Origin of the sequence: Haloferax sp. AS1 (genome assembly GCF_014530665.1) — an archaeon.
Classification (GTDB): Archaea; Halobacteriota; Halobacteria; order Halobacteriales; family Haloferacaceae; genus Haloferax; species Haloferax volcanii.
The window spans coordinates 458,254-458,498 of record NZ_SPSA01000003.1; the positions used below are offsets into that span (position 1 = coordinate 458,254).

Annotated in this window: 1 pseudogene; it reads left to right on the top strand. The window is 71.0% G+C overall.

Annotation, left to right across the window (positions count from 1 at the left end):
• A pseudogene (gene rhcC, locus E4P24_RS19485) lies at positions 1-245 on the top strand (L-rhamnono-1,4-lactonase); the annotation flags it as partial.

Here is a 245-nt window from a genome sequence, read left to right on the forward strand (position 1 = left end):
GGACGAGGCCGTCGTCGTGGGCTACCCCATCTGCGACTGGACGGACAACTGGTACACCCGCCGGGGCGCCGCCGAGTACGACCGACTCCACGGCATCGTGATGCGCGACCCCTTCGCCGCCGACGCCGTCGAGCGACTCGACCGCTGCATGGAGACCGACGGCGTCCTCGGCTGTCGTCTCGGCGCGGCCTGTCCGTACGACCGCATGTGGGAGACGTTCGACCCGAGCGTGACGTGGCGCGGAG